Source organism: Sorangium sp. So ce117, assembly GCF_051524395.1.
Lineage (GTDB): Bacteria > Myxococcota_A > Polyangia > Polyangiales > Polyangiaceae > Sorangium > Sorangium cellulosum_B.
The window spans coordinates 7,182,641-7,199,303 of sequence record NZ_CP150309.1 but is presented as its reverse complement, the minus strand read 5'-3'; the positions used below and the strand labels follow the sequence as shown (position 1 = coordinate 7,199,303).

General features: G+C 70.8%; 14 protein-coding genes. 6 read left to right on the top strand and 8 right to left on the bottom strand.

Features of this window, described 5'->3' with window-relative positions; translation table 11 throughout:
• The first annotated feature begins 74 nt into the window (after positions 1–74).
• The 3 genes from deoC (at position 75) to WMF46_RS26920 (ending at position 3,589) form a co-directional block, all read left to right on the top strand.
• Complete coding sequence (deoC, locus tag WMF46_RS26930; RefSeq protein WP_437979820.1) at positions 75–1,028, top strand: deoxyribose-phosphate aldolase; 954 nt, start codon at positions 75–77, stop codon at positions 1,026–1,028.
• A 63-nt stretch (positions 1,029–1,091) separates the two neighbouring features.
• A complete protein-coding gene (locus WMF46_RS26925) occupies positions 1,092–2,618 on the top strand; it encodes an aldehyde dehydrogenase family protein (RefSeq protein WP_437979819.1) in 1,527 nt (508 codons plus the stop codon).
• Positions 2,619–2,749: 131 nt separating this feature from the next.
• Positions 2,750–3,589: an aldehyde dehydrogenase family protein gene (locus tag WMF46_RS26920; protein WP_437987941.1), complete on the top strand. Its 840-nt coding sequence runs from the start codon at positions 2,750–2,752 to the stop codon at positions 3,587–3,589.
• Between the two features lie 48 nt (positions 3,590–3,637).
• Here the strand turns inward: WMF46_RS26920 and fmt are convergent, their stop codons facing one another.
• Both fmt and WMF46_RS26910 read right to left on the bottom strand, forming a co-directional pair.
• Positions 3,638–4,573, bottom strand: coding sequence for a methionyl-tRNA formyltransferase (gene fmt, locus WMF46_RS26915; RefSeq protein WP_437979818.1), 936 nt, complete (start codon positions 4,571–4,573; stop codon positions 3,638–3,640).
• Between the two features lie 78 nt (positions 4,574–4,651).
• Positions 4,652–5,485 carry a formylglycine-generating enzyme family protein gene (locus tag WMF46_RS26910; protein WP_437979817.1) on the bottom strand — a complete coding sequence of 278 codons (834 nt, stop codon included), beginning with the start codon at positions 5,483–5,485 and terminating at the stop codon, positions 4,652–4,654.
• 436 nt (positions 5,486–5,921) lie between these two features.
• On the opposite strand from WMF46_RS26910, the gene lon reads away from it, so the two are divergent.
• Complete coding sequence (lon, locus tag WMF46_RS26905; RefSeq protein ID WP_437541452.1) at positions 5,922–8,375, top strand: endopeptidase La; 2,454 nt, start codon at positions 5,922–5,924, stop codon at positions 8,373–8,375.
• A 284-nt stretch (positions 8,376–8,659) separates the two neighbouring features.
• On the top strand, positions 8,660–9,817 hold the full coding sequence (locus WMF46_RS26900; RefSeq protein ID WP_437979816.1) for an FHA domain-containing protein: 1,158 nt from the start codon (positions 8,660–8,662) through the stop codon (positions 9,815–9,817).
• Between the two features lie 13 nt (positions 9,818–9,830).
• On the opposite strand, the gene WMF46_RS26895 is transcribed toward WMF46_RS26900, so the two are convergent.
• Both WMF46_RS26895 and WMF46_RS26890 read right to left on the bottom strand, forming a co-directional pair.
• Complete coding sequence (locus tag WMF46_RS26895; protein ID WP_437979815.1) at positions 9,831–10,994, bottom strand: hypothetical protein; 1,164 nt, start codon at positions 10,992–10,994, stop codon at positions 9,831–9,833.
• Positions 10,995–11,098: 104 nt separating this feature from the next.
• Complete coding sequence (locus WMF46_RS26890; protein ID WP_437979814.1) at positions 11,099–11,809, bottom strand: hypothetical protein; 711 nt, start codon at positions 11,807–11,809, stop codon at positions 11,099–11,101.
• Between the two features lie 146 nt (positions 11,810–11,955).
• Between WMF46_RS26890 and WMF46_RS26885 the strand changes: the two genes are divergently transcribed.
• The gene (locus tag WMF46_RS26885; protein ID WP_437979813.1) at positions 11,956–12,663 is read left to right on the top strand and encodes a hypothetical protein; all 708 of its coding nucleotides are present in this window, start codon (positions 11,956–11,958) and stop codon (positions 12,661–12,663) included.
• 72 nt (positions 12,664–12,735) lie between these two features.
• On the opposite strand, the gene tssG is transcribed toward WMF46_RS26885, so the two are convergent.
• The 4 genes from tssG to tssD form a co-directional block, all read right to left on the bottom strand.
• Positions 12,736–13,869: a type VI secretion system baseplate subunit TssG gene (tssG, locus tag WMF46_RS26880; protein WP_437292886.1), complete on the bottom strand. Its 1,134-nt coding sequence runs from the start codon at positions 13,867–13,869 to the stop codon at positions 12,736–12,738.
• Entirely contained in the window at positions 13,833–15,602 is a 1,770-nt protein-coding gene (gene tssF, locus WMF46_RS26875; RefSeq protein WP_437541438.1) for a type VI secretion system baseplate subunit TssF, read from the bottom strand. Before tssF ends, tssG begins: the two co-directional genes overlap by 37 nt.
• A gap of 73 nt (positions 15,603–15,675) precedes the next feature.
• Positions 15,676–16,095, bottom strand: a complete 420-nt coding sequence (gene tssE / locus WMF46_RS26870; RefSeq protein WP_437541436.1) for a type VI secretion system baseplate subunit TssE — start codon at positions 16,093–16,095, stop codon at positions 15,676–15,678.
• Positions 16,096–16,141: 46 nt separating this feature from the next.
• A complete protein-coding gene (gene tssD / locus WMF46_RS26865; protein ID WP_437979812.1) occupies positions 16,142–16,627 on the bottom strand; it encodes a type VI secretion system tube protein TssD in 486 nt (161 codons plus the stop codon).
• Between the last annotated feature and the right edge of the window lie 36 nt (positions 16,628–16,663).

Below are 16,663 nucleotides of genomic sequence, written 5' to 3'. Positions count from 1 at the left end.
GCGCCACGTTAGCACGCACTCGGTAGGATCGATCCGACGCTTCTGGTACGTTCCCGCGCCAGGAGACGAGGCCGATGGCGATCTTCGGAAACGACAGCGGCGCCGCGCCCGGCGTGGTGCGCCAGGGCAGGGAGGTCACCTACCCCGATTTCTCTTCGCCCACCGTGGATAAGGTCATGGTCGAAGAGCGCGCAGCCGGGCTCGGCAAAAGGAGCATCAAAGGCCCCGCCAAGGTCGCCGGCCTCAAGCTCGCCATCTCGATGATGGACCTCACCACCCTCGAGGGGAAAGACTCCCCGGGAAAAGTTGAGCAGCTCTGTCAGAAGGCGCTTCGACCCCACGAGCGCGCGGACATCCCTTCCTGTGCGGCGGTGTGCGTCTATCCCAAGCTCGTCTCCGTGGCGAAGCGAGCGGTCTCGGGCTCGACCGTCAAGGTGGCCAGTGTGGCGACCGCCTTCCCGAGCGGCCTCTCCACGCTCGCCGTCAAGCTCGCCGACGTCCGCCAGGCGGTCGAGCTCGGCGCCGACGAGATCGACATGGTGATCGACCGCGGCGCGATGCTCTCCGGCGAGTACCGCGCCGTGTACGACGAGATCGCCGCGACCAAGGAGGCGTGCGGGCACGCGCACCTCAAGGTGATCCTGGAGACGGGCGAGCTCGGGACCTACGATCGCGTCCGCAAGGCGAGCCGCATCGCGATGCTCGCGGGCGCCGACTTCATCAAGACCTCGACCGGGAAGATCACGCCGGCGGCGACGCCTCCGGTGACGCTGGTGATGCTGGAGGCGATCCGCGATCACGCGCAGGCGACCGGGCGGCGGGTCGGGATGAAGCCGGCCGGCGGGATCCGCACCGCGAAGCAGGCGCTCCACTACCTCGTGCTGGTCAAGGAGACCCTCGGCGACGCCTGGCTCACGAGCGACCTGTTCCGCTTCGGCGCGTCGACGCTCCTCAACGACGTGCTCATGCAGCTCGAGAAGGAGCGGACGGGCGCCTACCAGAGCGGGGACCATTTCAGCAAGGACTGACCGCCCGCGAGGGCGGGTCCGCGTCGGTGTTCAACGCGCGGCCGCGGGCGTAGAGTGCGCCGCATGAGCGACAACAGCACCGCCGCGGCTGGCGGCGACGGGGGCTCGCCCCCGGACGCGACCGCGGCGCGGGACGCGGCCGTCGTGTTCGGCGACGCCTGGCGCTACGCGCCGGCGCCCGAGGGGCGCGACCACGTGAAGATCGCGCCGCGGTACGAGCTCTTCATCGGCGGCGCGTGGCGCGCTCCGGCCTCGGGCCGCTACCTCGACAGCATCAGCCCGTCGACCGAGGAGAAGCTCTGCGAGTTCGCCGAGGCCTCGGAGCAGGACGTCGATCTCGCCGTGCAGGCGGCGCGGGCCGCGTACGAGAAGCACTGGTCGCGCATGCGCCCGCTCGATCGCGGCAAGTACCTCTACCGCGTCGCCCGGGCCCTCCAGGAGAAGGCGCGCGAGCTCGCCGTCGCCGAGTCGCTCGACGGGGGCAAGCCCATCAAGGAGTCTCGCGACGTCGATCTCCCGCTCGCGGCCGCGCACTTCTTCTACCACGCGGGCTGGGCGGACAAGCTCGAGCACGCCTTCCCGGGGCGCGACCCCCGGCCGCTCGGCGTCGCGGGCCAGGTGATCCCGTGGAACTTCCCGCTGCTCATGGCGGCGTGGAAGCTCGCCCCCGCGCTCGCGGCGGGCAACACGTGCGTCCTCAAGCCCGCCGAGACGACGCCGCTCACCGCGCTGCTCCTCGCGAAGATCATCGAGGAGGCCGATCTCCCGCCCGGCGTCGTCAACGTGGTCACGGGCGCCGGCGCGACCGGCGCCGCGGTCGTCGGCCACCCTGGCGTCGACAAGGTCGCGTTCACCGGGTCGACCGAGGTCGGCAAGCGCATCCAGCGCGCGCTCGCCGGCACCGGGAAGCGGCTCACCCTCGAGCTCGGCGGCAAGGCCGCGAACATCGTGTTCGAGGACGCGCCGCTCGATCAGGCCGTCGAGGGGATCATCGGCGGCATCTTCTTCAACCAGGGCCACGTCTGCTGCGCGGGCTCGCGCCTCCTGGTCGAGGAGAGCGTCCACGACGCGCTCCTCTTCAAGCTGCGCGAGCGCATGGCGACCCTGCGCGTCGGCGATCCGCTCGACAAGAACACGGACGTGGGCGCCATCAACTCGCGGGCGCAGCTCGCGAAGATCGAGGAGCTCGTGGCGGCGGGGGAGCGCGAGGGGGCCGCCCGCTTCTCGGTGAGCTGCGCGCTCCCGCAGCGGGGCTACTGGTTCGCGCCGACGCTCTTCACGGGCGTCGCGCAGTCGCACCGGATCGCGCGCGAGGAGATCTTCGGCCCGGTGCTCTCGATCTTGACCTTCCGCACGCCCGAGGAGGCGATCGAGAAGGCGAACAACACGATGTACGGGCTGTCGGCGGGCGTCTGGACCGGCAAGGGCTCGAAGAGCTTCTGGGTCGCGCAGCGCCTCCGCGCCGGCGTCGTCTGGGCGAACACCTTCAACAAGTTCGATCCCAGCGCGCCGTTCGGCGGCTACAAGGAGAGCGGCTTCGGCCGCGAGGGCGGGCGCCAGGGGCTGCTCGCCTACCTCGAGGTGGACTGATGGCGCTCGGCGACAAGGACAGCGGCGGCGACGAGGGGTGCACGCCGATCGGGGATTGCGCCGGCGCGGCAGCGCTCGACGCTCCTCCGGGCGAGGCGCGCGCGCGGGTCGGCGTGCGCAAGGCGTACAAGATGTTCGTCGGCGGCGCGTTCGTGCGCTCGGAGTCCGGGAGGTACACGCAGGTGCGCGATCACGGAGGCGCGGGCGCGGTCGAGAACATCCCGCGCGCCTCGCGCAAGGACGGGCGCGACGCCGTGCTCGCGGCGGCCGGCGCGCTCGGCGGCTGGTCGGGGCGCGCCGCGTACAACCGCGGGCAGATCCTCTACCGCCTCGCCGAGATGCTCGAGGCGCGGCGCGCGGAGCTCGCGGCCTCGCTCGAGCGCGGCGGGCAGGGCGCAGGCGCCGCCGAGCGCGAGGTCCTGGCGGCGATCGATCGCGCGGTCGCTTATGCGGGCTGGGCCGACAAGTACCAGAGCCTCTTCGCGAGCCTGAACCCTGTGTCCGGCCCGCACTTCACCTTCACGGTGCCCGAGCCGATGGGGGTGGTCGTCATCGCGGCGCCGCCGCGGCCGGCGCTCCTCGGCCTCCTGGGCGCTCTCCTGCCGGTGATCACCGCCGGCAACACCTGCGTCGTGCTCGCGAGCGAGGCGGATCCGCGCACGGCGCTCGTCTTCGGCGAGGCGCTCGCCACGAGCGATCTCCCGGGCGGCGTCGTCAACGTCCTCACCGGCCAGCTCGCGGAGGTGCTGCCGCACCTCGCCGCGCACATGGACGTCGCCGCGCTCGATCTGCACGGCGTGGACGCGGCGCTGACGAAGCGCCTCGAGGAGGCGGCCGCGGCCAGCGTCAAGCGGGTGCGCGCCCGATCGCTCGGCGAGGCGGAGTGGTTCGACGACAGGGCGGCAACGTCCCCCCGCTGGATCGAGCGGTTCGTCGAGATGAAGACGATCTGGCACCCGGCCGGGCCGTGACGCGAGCGGCGCTCGACGACAGGGCGCCGTGAACGGCGCCCGGGGCGCTCAACGACCGAGCACCATCCCCGTCTGGAGCGTCCGCCCGGCGACGAGGTCCGCCGCCGCGAGCGGCTTCCGCCCCTCGACCTGGGCTCGCACGATCTGGATCGCGCCCGCGCCGCAGGCGACGATCACGACGCTGCGGCCGGCCATCACCACGGTCCCCGGCGGCGCGCCGGCCTGGTCGGCCTCGCTCTCGACATGCGCGGCCAGCACCTTGAGCGCCTTGCCGTCGATCGTCGTGAAGGCGCCTGGCCACGAGGTCATCCCCCGGATGTGGTCGTGGATCTGCCGGGCGCTCCGCTCCCACCGGATGCGCCCGTCTTCCTTCTTCAGGAGCGCCGCGTGCGTCGCCGCCTCGTGGTCCTGCGGCGTCAGCGCGAGCTCGCCGTCCACCGCGCGGCGGAGGTCCTCGCGCACGACGCGCGCGGCGAGCGCCCCGAGATCGATCGCGAGCTCGTCGGTGGTCGTGTCCGGGCCGATCGGCGTCCGGCGCACCGCGTAGACGGGCCCCGTGTCCATGCCCTCGTCCATCTGCATCAGCGAGATGCCCGTCTCGGCCTCGCCCCCGACGATCGCCCAGGTGATCGGCGCGGCGCCGCGGTAGCGCGGCAGGATCGACGCGTGCAGGTTCATGCAGCCGCGCCGCGGCGCCTCGAGCACCGCCTTCGGCAGGATGCGCCCGTAGGCGATCACCAGCGCGACGTCCGCTCCGGCGCCCGCGACCCACGCGGCGAACTCGGGCGTGCGGACCTTCTCGGGCTGCAGCACGGGCACGCCGAGCTCCAGCGCCTTCACCTTCACCGGCGGCGCCTTCAGCTCGAGCCCGCGGCCGGCCGGCCGATCCGGCTGACAGACGACGCCGACGACGTCCGCGATCGACGCGAGCGCCTCGAGCGACGGCACGGCGATGGCGGGGGTACCGAAGAACAGGGCGCGCACGCCCTGGCTTCTAGCAGGACCTGCGCCCGTCGTGCCGCCTTCTTCGCTCGCGTCGATCGCCGCCGTGGAGGCTCGGCCTCAGGGCCCGGGCGCTCGGCGCCCGCCGCCCTCTTCGTCCGCCGCGGGCGCCGCCGCGCCGGGCGAAGGGAGAGCCGAGCGCGGATCGGCGCAGCAGCGGAAGCCGGTCTCGTAGAACACGAACTTCGGATCGTGCGCGTCGTTCGTCCCGCGGCAGCCCGTCCACGGCTTGGCCCAGAAGCCGCCCATGAGCGCGCCTGGCCACCGGCGGCCGCGGCGCGAGGCGACCCACTCCTCGACGTTGCCCATCATGTCGAAGATGCCGAAGGTCGAGGCGCACCCGGGATGGGAGCCGCTCGGCGCGCCCTGCCAGAGCCGCTCGACCTCGCGCTGCGCCGCCTCGCCGGAGGCGCCGAGCTTCCGCTCGTCGACCGGCCGCCAGGCCTTGCCGCTGTTGCAGACCGCCTTGTCCACGCGCCAGCCGTAGGCGAGGGGACGCCGCTCGGGGCCCTCGCACGCGAGCTCCCACTCCTGCTCGGCGCACACCCGCTTGCCGCGCGCGGCGCACCACGCCGTCGCCGTCTCGAACGACTGCATGACGAGCGGCTTCGCCCCCCGCTGGTTCGGCGCCTCGAACTGGTCCATGCACACGGCGATCTCGGTCGACGGCCCCTCCTCGGCCGTGATGTCCTCCCAGTACGCGAAGCAGTGGGTCGCCTTGCCGCTCTTGACCGGCTCCACGCAGACGTGCTGCACCTCGTCGCGGTGCGTGCCGGTGACGAGCCGCATGTCCGCCGGGCACGCCGGGCTGGGCCCTGGATCGAGCGACGGCGCCGCCGGCAGGCCGAGCATCGCGATCGCGATCGCGCCGAGGCCGAGCAGGGGATCGATCATCGTTCAGCGAGGGCCAGGGTGTCGCTCCGTGCCGGGCGCAGCCTCGGCCGCGCCGCGCGGCAAGGCCGAGGCGCGCCTCCTCGGCGCGCCTCGTTGACCCAGCCGCCGGGGATCCTGCGCCGCGTCGCGCGCCAGGTGGTGACGAGCGTGACGAGCGAGCGCTGCAGGTCGGAGTCGGAGCTGACCACCCGCAGCGTATCCTCATTCAAAAAAATGGCCAGGGCTGTGGCACGCGGCATGCGCCGTGTCTATGGTGAGTTCCCGTAGCCTCGCGGGCTGTCTTCCACCAAGAGCTGCCAGCAGGGCTCCGCGTTGCACCATCCGCATCCGTCTGGATGCAAGCCAAGATGACCGGGGCGCGCGGTGGCCGCGCGGCCCGGCTGCGTGTTGATGAAGGGGTTTACCTCCCCCGGTCGGGTGCCTAGAGGAGATCGCCATGTCCGAGAAAAAGAACCCGCCGATGCCGCCGCGCTCCGAGGAAGAGGTCGTCTTCGGCGACGAGCTGCCGGTTCTGCCGATCCGCAATGCGGTGCTGTTCCCGGGCGCCGTCGCGCCCTTCGATGTCGGCCGCGAGAAGTCGGTCGCGCTGGTGGAGGATGTCGACAACCTCCCCGGCCCGGTCATCGCGATCTTCGCCCAGCGCGATCCGTCGACCGACGATCCCGGGGCGGAGGACCTGTACCCGATGGGCTGCGCCGCGCGCGTGCTGAAGGCGCTGAAGCACAGCTCGGGCAACTACTCGTTGATCTTGCAGGGCCTCACGCGGATCAGGCTCGATAGCGTCACGGCTCACACGCCGTACCTGCGCGCCAAGATCCGCCGCATGGACGAGCCGGCGACGGAGGACGTCGAGGCCGAGGCGCTGGCGATGAGCCTGCGCGACATCGCGAAGCAGGTCATCCAGCTCATGCCGGAGCTCCCGCGCGAGGCGGGCTCGCTCATCGACTCCATCCAGGCGCCCGGCGCGCTCGCCGATCTCGTCGCGGCGAACCTCGACGCTCCGGTCGAGGAGAAGGCGCAGCTCATCGAGACGATCGACGTCAAGGAGCGCATCCGCAAGGTGCTGCGGCTGCTCACGCGGCAGCTCGAGATCCTGAAGATGCGCGAGCGCATCAACTCCCAGATCAAGGAGGAGATGGGCAAGAACCAGCGCGAGTACGTGCTGCGCCAGCAGCTCAAGGCCATCAAGGAGGAGCTGGGCGAGGACGACGGCGATCAGGGCGATCTCGACGGGCTCGAGGATCGCATCGCGAAGGCGAACCTGCCGACCGAGGCGGAGACCGTCGCGAAGAAGCAGCTGAAGCGGCTGCGCACGATGCAGGTCGGGTCGGCCGAGTACACCGTGGTGCGGACGTACCTCGACTGGATCCTCGACGTGCCCTGGACGCAGTCGACGCAGGACAACCTCGACATCGGCAGCGTCCGCAAGGTGCTCGACGAGGACCACTACGGCCTGGAGAAGGTCAAGAAGCGCATCCTCGAGTACCTGGCGGTTCGGAAGCTGAAGCAGGACAAGAAGGGTCCGATCCTCTGCCTGCTCGGGCCTCCCGGCGTCGGCAAGACGTCGCTCGGCCGGAGCATCGCTCGCGCCCTCGGCCGCAAGTTCCACCGCGTCTCGCTCGGCGGCGTGCACGACGAGGCGGCCATCCGCGGCCACCGGCGCACCTACGTCGGCGCGCTCCCTGGCCAGATCATCCAGGGCATGAAGAAGTCGGGGACGATCAACCCGGTCTTCATGATGGATGAGGTCGACAAGATCGGGCACGACTTCCGCGGCGATCCGTCGGCGGCGCTGCTCGAGGTGCTCGATCCGGAGCAGAACAACACGTTCGCGGATCACTACCTGGAGATCCCGTACGACCTGTCGCACGTGATGTTCGTCGCGACCGCGAACGTGGCGGATCCGATCCCGCCGCCCCTCCGGGACCGCATGGAGATCCTCGAGATCCCCGGCTACACGCGGAAGGAGAAGCTCGCGATCGCGCGGCAGCACCTGCTCCCGAAGCAGCTGTCGGAGCACGGGCTCACGACCGAGCAGCTGGAGGTCACGGACAAGGCGCTGGAGGAGATCATCGATCACTACACGCGCGAGGCCGGCGTCCGGTCGCTCGAGCGGCAGATCGCGGGCGTCATCCGCGGCGTGGCGGTGAAGGTCGCCGAGGGCGACACGCAGAAGCGGCGCGTCGACAACGAGGACGACCTGCACGAGTTCCTCGGCCCGGCGAAGTACACGAGCGAGGTCGCGGAGCGCACCGCCGAGAGCGGCGTCGCGACGGGCCTCGCGTGGACGAGCGTCGGCGGCGAGATCCTCTTCATCGAGGCGACGCGGATGTACGGCACGGGCAAGCTCCAGCTGACCGGCCAGCTCGGCGACGTGATGAAGGAGTCGGCGCAGGCGGCGCTGTCGTTCGTGCGCAGCAACGCGTCGAGGTACAGCATCGCGAAGGACTTCCTCGAGAAGAGCGATCTGCACATCCACATCCCCGCCGGCGCGATGCCCAAGGACGGGCCGAGCGCGGGCGTGACCATGTTCACGGCGCTCGTCTCGCTCCTCACCGGGATCAAGGTCCGCCACGACGTCGCGATGACGGGCGAGATCACGCTCCGCGGTCGCGTGCTCCCGATCGGCGGCCTGAAGGAGAAGGTGCTGGCGGCGCACCGCGCCGGGATCAAGCGCATCATCGTCCCCGAGCGCAACCGGGCGGATCTCGAGGAGGTCCCGAAGGAGGTCGTGGACGAGCTGCAGTTCTTCTTCGTCAGCCGGATGGAGCAGGTCCTGGAGGCCGCGCTCGAGCGGCTGCCCGAGCCCGCGCCCGTGACCGAGGAGTCGAAGGACGGCGAGAAGAAGGAGATCGAGAAGTCGGAGAAGAGCTCGATCGCCAGCAACTGATGACGGCCGTCGCCAGCGATCGCTGAGCGACCTGTCTCCAAGGCGCCGCGCGGCTTGAACGCGCGGCGCCTTTTTTCGTGCTTTTTTTCGTGAAGACGCGCGAGCGGCAGCGACGGACGCCCCTGCCTCTCGGCGAGCTTGGCGCTCTCGCGTTGCAGCGCGTGGAAGCGGCATCGCATCGCCCGCGCAGCGCGCGCCGAGCTGCGCGGCGTGCTCGCGCGCTCTCGCCAAAGCGCGGCTTTCGCCTCGACGGATGTCAAGCGACTCGGTAGCCTCGAGATCGCATGAGGCCGTGTCCGAACTGCGCGTGGATGCTCAAGGAGACCGACGCTGCCTGCTCGATGTGCGGTACGAGCGTGGCGGGCGCATCGCCTGGAGCCTCTGTTCCGGTCGCGCCTCCGCCGGTGCAGGCGGGGGCTGGCGCCTATGCTCCGCCTGGCCCGCCGGGCTATCCAGGGCAGCAGCCAGCCGTCGCGGGTTATGGCGGCGCGGCGTCACCAGGCTACGCGGCGGGGGGCGCGCAGGGCGCCTATCCGCCTCCTCCTCAGGCCTACGGGGTCGGGGGAGGCGGGCTCTCGGTGCCGGCATCGCCGGGGGGAGGCGTCGCCTTCTCGACGGGCGCGGAAGCTTCCTTCCCGGTCTCCCCCTGGGCCCGAGCGGCACCTTCCGCGGGGCTCACGTCGCAGCCGGCGTCTCCTCCGATGAACGCGCCGGGCGTCCCGCCGGTCCAGCCGGCGCTCGGGGCGCCGGGCCCGGGCATGGTGCCTGGCGCGTCGATGGGTGGCGCGATGGGGCAGCAGCCCGTGGCGCCGGGGCCGGTCTTCGGCGCGCCTCCGCAGATGGTTGCGCCCCCGCCGATGGTCGTGCCGGCGGGGGCGTCTGGGCTGGTCGCGCCGCCGATGGTGCAGGGGGGTGCTGTCGCGCCGCCGCCGATGGTGCAGGGGGGCGTGGTCGCGCCGCCGCCGATGGTGCAGGGAGGCGCAGTCGCGCCGCCGCCGATGATGCAGGGCGGGGTGCCGATGGCCGCTCAGGCCAGGGCGCCTGCGATCGTCGCGCCGCCGATCGTCCAGGGCGCGGTCTCGGGCGCGGTGCCGCAGGTATCGGCGCAGCCCGCCCGTGTCCTCGTCGGCTTCATCGTGACGTTCCAGAACGATCCCGGAGGCAGCTTCTGGCCGATATACAGCGGCCGGACGCAGGTGGGGCGCGCCGGGGCGGACACCGCGACGGAGATCGGGCTCGCCGATGCGAGCGCGTCCTCACGGCATGCGTCGATCCACGCGGACCCGACGACGGGTCAGGTCTTCATCGAGGACGACGGCTCCCGCAACGGCACCTTCGTCAACGAGCAGCGCCTCGGACAGGGCGAGCGCCGGCAGCTGCGCGACAACGACCGGCTGCGCCTCGGGAGCACGACGTTCGTGGTGAAGGTGCTGGTCGCCTGAGCGGAGAGCGAGGCTACTGGCCGCCGGCGCCGCCTGCACCGCCAGTACCATCTGCGCCGCCGGCGCCACCCGAGCCGCCGGCGCCACCAGCGCCGGTGCCTTCCGTGGGCCCTGTGCATTTGGAGAAGCCATCCACGATGAGGCACTCGAGCCCATCCGAGCAATCATCGCCGCCCCTGATACACGACTGCCCATCGCCGCACCGCGCTTTGCAGAGCGCGCCGCCACAGTCGATGTCGGTCTCCGTGCCGTCCTTCACGCCATTGAAGCAAAGCGGGAGGGCCGCCGGGATCTCGCAATTGAAATATTCCACCACTTCAGCTGAGGGGGCCGCGTCGGAGCCCGCTCCACCATCGCCCCCGCCGCCCTCCCCAGGCGCAATGATAGGTGGGTAGTGGATGCTGAAGGAAATGAAACCATTGTACTCATCGAGATCGTTGGGGTCCGCCTCCGGGGGGGGCTGTTTGCCTAGGCTCGTTTTGAGTATGGCCCTCGGAAGGAGCGCGTCGTAGCCGCCGCACTTCGTTTCGGCCTCGAGCCGGTTGAAGTGGTACTGCGTGCCCTCCGAGCAGCTCAGGTCGAGTGTTGCACGGCCTTCCGGCGTGATAACGGTCACTGCACCGCCGTCCACGTCGGCAGCCTCGTTGCCGTCCCCGCCAGTGGCGCCACCACCGCCGGCACTTGCGTTCTCGCATTGTGGGATGGTGGCGGCACCGCCGCCACCATCGGCACCGCCGCCGCCACCACCATCACCACCGGCACCGGTTCCATTCCCCGTCTGGACGCATGGATTGATGGTCACCGAGTAGCTGAACTCCCCCGAGTACGTGAAGGAGCCGCATTCCTGCGCCTGGTCGTCGAGGCGCTTGAATGCGATGCTCTTCGGAGGGAACGCGGCGATGTCGAGCGGCGGGTCGAAGACGACCTGACCTCCCTCCCTGAGGAAGCATATGTCGAGGGTTTCGCGGCTGGCGAACTGGCCGCTGGGCCCGTTTCCTGCGCCAGGTGCACCGCACCGATTCACGACATCGGCATGAAAATCCGCGTAGCAGTTGCTGGTGTCTTCGAGGAACGCGCAGACGTCATCGAATTCCTCTGCGCAGCCGGGCACAGAGACGGCTGCGGTCACGGCGAGGATCGGGGCAACGGCGGCGGCGAGCAAGACGTAACGGCGCATGGGCGCAGTCTACGCGTTCTCCCCGAGCGTGGGCCAGCTTCGCAGAGCTCTGCATACGGCGCGCCGGCGGCGTGCGCCTCCGCCCCGCGCGCCGCCGGCTCCCCTCACAGCTCGGCGTAGGGCCCGGGGACGACGTACGCGTCGTCGTTGGCCGCGTACGTGAAGACCCCCCAGCAGACGAGCTTGTACTTGATGGCGAACGCCATCGCCTCCCTCAGGTTCGCCTTCGGCGCGAGCACGGCGAGGTTCGAGCGACGGACGCCCCACCAGCCTGGCCCGTGCTGCAGCACCGCGTCGTGGAGATCCTGCGTCGCGTGCTTGGAGTCCTCGAGCACCGCGAGGCGCAGGCGGACGAACGACTTGTCGCGCGCGGGGAAGTCGAACCAGTACAGGTTCGACCTCGCCAGCTTCGGGGTGATGCTCCCGGCGCCCTGCGCCGCGAGGAAGCGGCTGAGATCCTCGGGCGAGAGCTTCTGGGTGACCGGGTGCGTGTCGACGCCGCTGCACGTCTCGGGGCCGATCTTGAACTCACCCAGCGCGAGCGGCGCCTCGGGGCCGTTCTCGGGAGTCAAGAGGTACCGATCGATCGCGGGCAGGTCGTCCGGGTACTCCACGCCGGCGTCGATGCCGCTGCACGCCGGGGCCCCCAGCGCAAGCGCGAAGGCTGCCGCGAGCGCGGGGCGCCGGGGCGTGCGGCGGCTAGGCGCCGGACGCTCGTGGCCCTGGCTCGTGCTGGTGGAGGGGGGGCTCGGCGCGCTCGCCGCCGGTGCTCCGGCGGGCTCGCCCTTGCGACTCGGTTTGCTTTCGTTGGACATGTCTCTCTCGCGGCACGGGGTACCGCCTCGATCGGCGGGCGCAGCGCTGCCCGGGCCGGGCAATCATTCAATGCCGGGCACCCCGAGGGCAAACTCCTCGGCGAACATTTGGCTGGCGTGCCCTCGCTGGCCTAGAGTTCCCCCCGATGAGGCACCTCGGAATGCCGATGCTCGCGCACCTCCCCGCCTTCCGCGCCCGCCGCCCGCTCGCCGCCGGAGCGGGGCGCGCGGGCGTGGCCTGCGCCGCCGTGGCCGCGATCGCGCTGCTCGCCGGCTGCGGCGGCTCCCCGACCGCCCCCAAGCAGGACGACGTCTTCTACCTCCACGGCGCGGCCGGCTCCCTGAGCAAGGACTCGAGCTTCGAGGTGTACTTCCCGCCGCTCGACGCGCCGGCGACGGACCGGGTGCCGCGCCGGATCGGCGTGGGCCTCATGAACGGCGACGTCCGGATGAGCCGCCCGATGGACTGGAACGTCGGCGGCGCCGACTACACGCCCGAGCGCCGCTTCATCACGTACCAGTCCCCGCGGCAGTTCCTGTTCTCGATCTACGAGCGCATCGACAGCCCCGAGGATCCGTGGCCCGACGTGCTCAAGCGCTACGAGGCGGACCTCGAGGAGCAGGGCGCCGAGATCCTCTCCGGCCGCGCGCCCGTGGCCACGGCGAACACCCAGGGGCGCAGCTACCTCGTCAAGGCGAAGATCCCGTCGAAGCCGATCTCGGATGCCTTCGCCCACGAGATCCTGCTCCGGAGCCCCCGCCGCATCCTGCTCGTGCAGGTCGTGCACCACGAGAACGTCGACGCGAACGCCGACGAGATCGCGGCCGCGCTGCAGAGCCTCACCGTTTACTGAGCGCAGGGCGGGGCCACGGCGCGAGCGCCGCCGCGCCTCCCGGCGGCCCGCGGCGGCGGCGCTCGGCCTCGGTCACATCGGCGGGGGCTCGCCCCGATCGTCGTCGTCCTCGTCGTCGCCGCCCGCGAGGTGCTTGTCGTCGAGGGGGATCGTGATCACGAGCCGCTCCGCCGCAGATCCGCCGATCCACGCGGTGCGCTTGAGCGTCGCGGCGCGCGGCGAGCCGAGCTGGAACCGCGGCGCCTCCTCCGTGTCGACGTGGATCTCGAGCATCACGTCGTGGATGCCCGGCGTGAACGTCTCGATGACGCCGCGGACCAGATCCTGCCGCCGGCCCCCGGGCAAGAAGGAGAGGTACTCGTCGTAGCCCACCGGGCCGAGCACGACCTTGTAGCGGCCGGAGCCGTCGAACACGTAGCGCCCCAGCGTCAGGCTCTCGCCCAGCTGGTGGTTCATCACGCCGAGCTTGTTCCTGAACGGCTTCTCGATCTTCGTCCAGTGACCGACGAACTGCTCGATCTTCACGCCGATGTTGCCGAGCATCTCGGACAGCACCGTCTCCAGGTTCCTCGCCGAGCGCGACTTCGAGGCGAGGACCGACGCGTAGCGGAGGAAGAAGAAGCGATCGAGCGGCGTCTCGTAGCCGCGGAAGCCGTCGATGCCGACCGCGCAGAGCATCCGGCGCGAGAAGGGATCGGCGCCCTGCTTGCGGTACGTGACGGGCAGGCGGTACTTCGTCCACGCGCGGTAGAGCAGCGACAGGAGCCGGTGGTGGAAGACGTCGAGGAGCTCGCGGATCGGCTGCGGGCCGCCCTGGTAGTCGGCCTGCGCGATCTGCTCGATGAAGTACGCCGGCAGCGGCGACACCGAGCCGTACAGGGCGAGGAACGTGGTCGAGACGCGGGCGCGCTCCACGCCGTCAGCGGCCTTGACCGGCGCGAGCTCGCTCACGTCGCTCGAGGCGAAGATGAGCGAGGGGTCGCCGCGCAGCCGGATGCGCTCGTCCTGCACCGGCCCGAGCTGGCCCACCGGCGGAGCGGCAGGGAAGAGCCGCTCGAGCAGGTAGATGAGGCGGTAGTACGAGAAGCGCGGCGCGGTATCCGCGAAGCGCCGGAGCGTCTCCAGCGCGACGGGGTCGGCGCTCGCGGCGCCTCTCGGCGCAGCCGGCTTCAGATCAGCGTCAGGCTGCCGCTCTTCGGGTCCCATTTGTGCACCACGCGTGTATTCGTGCCGGTGACCGTCAGCTGCGTGAACGAGTTCAGCGAGACGTAGGATCCGAGCATCTCGTTCAGGATGCTCGCGAACAGGTACATCTCCCCCTCGCCGACGAACCCGCCCTCGTCGAGCTCGATGTCGACGGCGACGCCGCGCACCGGCGCCCCTCGGTACAGCCGATCCGTCGGCCGCACCCGGATCGCCTTGATCGCCGCCAGGCGGAGTTGGTTCGCGCGCGCCGCCTGACGATCGACGATCGCCTGAAAATTGTAGAGATCGACCGTCGCCCGGAGCACCTCGAGCTCGGTGATCGAGCGGTAGCTCATCGCCATGTGGGCCAGCACGCGCCACTGCAGCTCGCGCCCGAGCGGCGGCGGGAGCGGCGCGGTGACGCCGGTGAGGTTGGTGAAGCTCGCCACCGCGGGTGAGGTCGCCGTCGGCACCCTGAGATCGCCGAGCTTCAGCTGCGCCGGCAGGCGGCGGTTCGTGCTCGTCGCCTCGATGCTGATCACGTCGAACTCGGGGAGAGCCCCCGCGTCCTGCGGGGAGCCGAACGAGAGGTACATGTCGATGCCGTCGCCGATGGCGGCCGGGCGGAGGTGCGCCTGGTAGAAGATCGTCCGCGCGGCGGCCTCGGGATCGAGCTCGTGCTGGAAGCTGAAGAACGAGGGGATCTCGACGCGCTGGCTCGTGCGCCGGGCGATGCCGACGACCTTGTCGATGCTGTGGATCTCGAAGGCCGCGGGCGCCGCGCCCGCCGGGCGGCAGAGGTACTCGTGCTTCGTGGCCTCGGGCTTGATCGGATCGCTCGTGTGCTCGAACAGGTTCACGACCGGCGAGCAGAACAGCCGGATGTTCTCCTTGCCGATCCGCGTCCCCGGCGGGAGCCCGTCCCTGAACTGCAGCAGGATCGCGAACCGGTCGGAGATCCGCTCCGCCGAGAGCGCCTGGAGGCCGGTCACCTCGAAGAACGCGAACTTCTGCGGGAGCGTGAAGAACTCCTGCAGGAGCCGGAACCCCGGGTAGACCGTCTTCGGGTACGGGATCAGCGACTCTTCATCGGAGAAGCCGGTGAGCCGCACGGCGCGCGCTGGGAGCGACGCGATCGTCGTGTCGCGCCCCGCGGCGTCCACCGCGGCCAGCGCGACGGTGTCGACGTGCGCCCCGACCCAGAGGCGGAGGTCGTCCTGCAGCCTGCGCTCGCCGTGGATGTAGAAGCGCAGCGAGGAGAGCGACAGGCCCGACAGCGCGGCGCCGCCGGTCAGGCGGAGCTCGATGCGGAGCGTCTGCGCGAGCTGCGCGCCCGTGTCGACGCGCACGTCCTCCACCGCGAGCGGGACGAGCTCGACGTCCTGCGTCGTGCGGAACCGGCATGAGACGCCGTCGACCGGCACCGACCCGACCTCCGCGTGCCGAGCGACGACGAGCTTCTCGCGCACCACGTTCGGGAGCGGCGTGAACTCGATGATCGAGGTCGCCGGGATCTGGCGGAGGTAGTGCGGAAAGAGCAGCGACGCGACCGAGTGGATCACCTCGGGGAGCTCGTCGTCGAGCTTTTGGCGGATCTTGCCGGTCAGGAACGCGACGCCCTCGAGCAGGCGCTCGACGTCGGGGTCCCCGCCCTTCTCCGCGAGCATGGGCGCGATCCCGGGGTAGGCGGCGGCGAACTCGCGCCCCAGATCCCTCAGGTAGGTGAGCTCGTCCTGGTAGTACTTGTTGAACATCCTCTCGCCACCGCCAGTCGACCGCCGGGGCCGAAGGCTGTCAACCGCCGTGAGCCAGGCCGCCGGGCGGGGGCTACGTCATCCGGACGTTGCCGCTCTGGTCCACTGCAGCGCCGAGCCGGAGCGCCTGCCGCCGGCCGTCGGGAAAGTGGATCTGCGCGGTGATCTCGAACTCGAGGACCATCGACTGGATCGCGTCGCTGCGCAGGTGCCGGACCTGCACGTTCTTCAGCCGCGGCTCGTAGGTCTGGATGCAGTTCTTGAGCGAGCGCTGCACCAGGCCGATCGCCTCGGGGAACTCGTGCAGGACCTCCGAGACCTCCATGAGGCCGTAGTCCGGGCAGGTCAGCGAGCTCCCCTGGCGGGTGTTCAGCATGTGCCCGAGGTGCGTCAGGATGGCCGACTCGAGGTCGTGATCTCGGTAAGTGTGCCGCTCCGTCGAGTGCGGGTCGGCCGCGTGCGCGATTCGGGTGAGGAGGGAAGCGCCGGCCACGGCGGGATCGTAGCTCAGCTCGCGCCTCGAGCGGAAGCCCGCCCGCTCAGCGCGGGGTGAGCCAGTCGTCTTCCGCGGAGACGCCTCCGTCGTTCCAGGTCCAGACGACCTTCTGGTACGTGAACGCGACCTCCTCCTGCTCGGGCAGGCGCGATTGCCCCGGGTTCCTCACGTTGAGCATGTGGAACTGGATGCTCGAGATGTTCGCGTTCGTGAGCTGGACCGTGAAGACAGGCTTCTCGACGCCGATCGCGATCGACCTGTAGAACTGGAGCTCCCAGCGGGGGATGCCCTCGTTGTGGCTGAGGATGCTGAGGAGGAGCGGCGTGGACCGATCGAGGTCCTTGGTGACGATGAAGGGCTTGTGCATCCGCTTGCCCGTCGGGCGCCCGGTGACCGGGTCGCGCGGCCCCACCAGCGAGTGGAACACCTCGGTGACGAGGATGCTACCTTCTCGCCCCTTCTGGGTGACGGAGCCCCTGATTTCCCCTTGTCTTTCGCCGACGAGTCTGAGGTAGGCGCTGAGGGGCATGCCAACATTCTGAGCTTGCTGCGCGTGATGGCCATG